General features: G+C 43.8%; 4 protein-coding genes. 1 reads left to right on the plus strand and 3 read right to left on the minus strand.

Annotated elements, in window-relative coordinates; translation table 11 throughout:
• From H8709_RS11765 to H8709_RS11775, 3 genes are all read right to left on the minus strand, one after another.
• On the minus strand, positions 1-1136 hold a 1136-nt coding region (locus tag H8709_RS11765), incomplete at its 3' end, for a phospholipase D-like domain-containing protein (RefSeq protein WP_262398492.1).
• The gene (locus tag H8709_RS11770; RefSeq protein ID WP_227604045.1) at positions 1087-2082 is read right to left on the minus strand and encodes an alpha/beta hydrolase; all 996 of its coding nucleotides are present in this window, start codon (positions 2080-2082) and stop codon (positions 1087-1089) included. The genes H8709_RS11770 and H8709_RS11765, both read right to left, overlap by 50 nt.
• Positions 2083-2262: 180 nt before the next feature.
• Positions 2263-2619 (minus strand): helix-turn-helix transcriptional regulator, encoded by a 357-nt coding sequence (locus H8709_RS11775; protein ID WP_002587442.1) that lies wholly within the window; start codon positions 2617-2619, stop codon positions 2263-2265.
• Between the two features lie 229 nt (positions 2620-2848).
• On the opposite strand from H8709_RS11775, the gene H8709_RS11780 reads away from it, so the two are divergent.
• The coding region (locus H8709_RS11780) for a TetR/AcrR family transcriptional regulator (protein ID WP_262398493.1) at positions 2849-3061 on the plus strand (213 nt) is incomplete at its 3' end.

A 3061-nucleotide genomic window follows, 5' to 3' on the forward strand; every position in this document is an offset into this window, starting at 1 on the left:
AGGTAAACGTGTTCGCCCACATTTTCTTCATCCATTGGACTGTCAGCGTATGGCTGAACAAACCCCTTTGCAGTAACAGGGCACTCTTGTTCTTTCCATGGGTAGAAGATTTCGTAGTCCTCGTCTGTATGGGTACAAATTTCCCACGTCTGTAAAAAAATTAGTGTGAAACTCCATGCGGCTTTGCCTTTCAGCATGATCGCTGCATCTTTCCAGTGTCCGTGTTTCTCAATGGCGTTGATGTATTCATCTGCCAGATTGATACCTCCGGTAAAAGCCACCTTTCCATCAATGACCGCTATTTTTCGGTGATCTCTGTTATTTTGCTTTACGGTCAGAACAGGTCGGAAGGGATTGAATACGGCGCACTGGATACCGTGTTTTTTTAGCTGCTTTGCGTAGTCTTTCGGAAGAGTGAGAAAGCAACCCATATCGTCATAAATCAGTCGCACAGTTACGCCTTGCGTGGTTTTTCGCTTCAAAACTTCCAAGATGCTGTTCCACATAACGCCTTCCTGCACGATGAAATATTCCAGAAATATGTACTTCTCGGCTTTTTCAAGTTCCGCCAAAAGTGTTTCCAGCTTTCGTTCACCCGGTGTAAGGTAATGTGTTTCTGTATCTGCATATATTGGAAACCCCGTGTATTCCTGCAAGTAATGAATTTGAGGGTAATATTCAGGCAGTTGTTTTGTTGCGCTTTCATAGCAAATGCCGGGGAGTGCATAGAGTGGTTTTGCCTTTTGTTGTGTATGGAGGACACTTTTTGCAAAGCGCCATTTCGAGGATTGTGCATTAGACAAAAGATACATCAGTCCACCAAACAACGGGAAGGTTAGGATCAGGATCGCCCATGCAGTTTTGTAGGCGCCTTTGTCTTTCTGGGAAACGATATAAAGCACCGCAATGATACTGACGATTGTCAGTAGGCGACTGAAATTTCGGGAAAGCTGACTTCCCCCAAGTACAAGGCATATAAGAAAATATACCTGTAAAAGTAGCAGGAGTATCGTCAACATCCTTCTACGGAATAAGACACGGAGCCAACGCTGGCGCATAATGATTCCCCCCCCTTCAAACTCAAATCTACGGATTCTTTTTCCGCTGTTCGCAAAATTCCCAAAACTCTTTTGCAATGCGCTCGTAGGTGCTTTTTCCTACGAGATAGCTCATACAGTGGTCAGCGCCCGGAACAATCAGCAGACGCTTTTCTGATGTACAGGCTTTATAGTTTTCGTATGTCATTTCAACTGGAACAAAGTGGTCATCTGTTCCGTGGACAAAAAGAACAGGAATTTGGCAGTGCTTCAACGCTTCTGTAGTTGAGGCAGCATCAGCATCCATTTGGATGCGCTTTTTGCACATCCTATCGGCACCTGTTTTATGCAGAGCATAAGGAATATGCAGATTGCTTTCGGAGACATGTTTCCAAATTGCATGGAGCGAAGTAAATGCACTGTCCGCTGCGATTCCAAATACATTATCCGGCAGTTCCAGTTCGGACGCCATTAGCACAGAGGTTGCACCCATGGATACCCCGGCAAGATAGATGGGAATGCTTTTTCCTGTTTTCTCGTTTATCCAATTTGTCCATGCCAGGCAATCGTAGCGTTCCAGCAAACCTAAACTCATATGGTCGCCGCCGCTATTATTTTGTCCCCGCTGCTCTGCGTAGAGTACAGAACAATGATTATTGCGCCAGAAATCTGCGATTAGACCAAAATCATGTGACCAGGAGGAACGCCACCCGTGCATGGCAACTATAGTTCTTTTCGGTTCTTCGCAGGGACACCAATGCCCAATCAATGAAATTCCGTCGTGAGCAGTGATTTCCACCACGTCACAGCCGCTTTTTTCGAGCTGACCAGCTGCCTTTTTTACAATTTCAGTGGTTTCTATCATTTCAGGTGAACCGGACACACGCATTTTTCCGTTGCTTCTGTCCTGCGGCGCAACCCGATCCATGGCGAGCTGCATCATCTTTTTGGTTAGAAGATGATGCCAAAGCACACAAATCGCACTACCGGCAGCACCTATTATCAATCCTTTTTTCAATGAATCCTTCATAGCACGTCCTTTCATAACGTGGGTATAACTTACTCTTTGTCATTGGCAGTTTTCTTACTTAATTTTCTGCGATATGCGTAATATAACAGAATCGACATTGAGGCTTTTTCATAACCAAACTTGCCGAAGCACTGGAACGCCGCATTGAGAATGGTCAATCTCTTTTCTTCGGTCAGGGCCAAAAATTTGTTCAATTCATTTCCTTCTTCTTACACAATAACCGTTTCGGTTATTCAGAGTATAGCACCAATAACCGAATCGGTCAAGTGTTAATGCAGCAAGTGTATTGATGCGCTTTTTGCAAGCGTCATCTGCGCTCATGTCTGGATAAAAGAACTGATCCACCGATATATCGAACATTGTCACCATCTGATAAAAAGTGTTCAAGCTCGGATGCTGACCGTCGTTTTCGTTATATATGATGGTGCGGGGATCACGGTCAATGATAAGGGCCAGTTGATCCTGTGTCATCCCGCTGGTTTCTCTTTTGCGCTTTATCTCGCACCCTATATCGTGGAAATCAAATTTGCGCTCATCGCGTTCAAATTTCATAGACATCACCCAATGTAATTTTATATTTCAGGTAGTAGTATTTGAACGAATTACATTTTCGTGCAACTGCTGACTTGAACACACCGGTACTTTCGAGACTAATCTTCGTTGGTCTAACAGTATAAAAAGAAAACTTTTGAATCATACTCCAAAATACTTGACCGTTTCGGTTATTGGTGCTATACTCTAAATAACCGAAACGGTTATTGTGTAAAAAGGAGGAAATGAATTGGACAAATTTTTGGCCCTGACCGAAGAAAAGAGATTGACCATTCTCAATGCGGCGCTCCAGTGCTTCGGCAAGTTTGGTTATGAAAAAGCCTCAATCAATGATATTGCGGTAGCCGCACACATTTCCAAAGCGTCTGTGTTTCAGTATTTCGGCAGTAAAAAGCAGCTCTACATTTACCTGCTGGAATACTGCAAGAAAATCATAGAGGGA

Origin of the sequence: Zongyangia hominis, from assembly GCF_014385095.1 — a bacterium.
Lineage (GTDB): Bacteria > Bacillota > Clostridia > Oscillospirales > Ruminococcaceae > Zongyangia > Zongyangia hominis.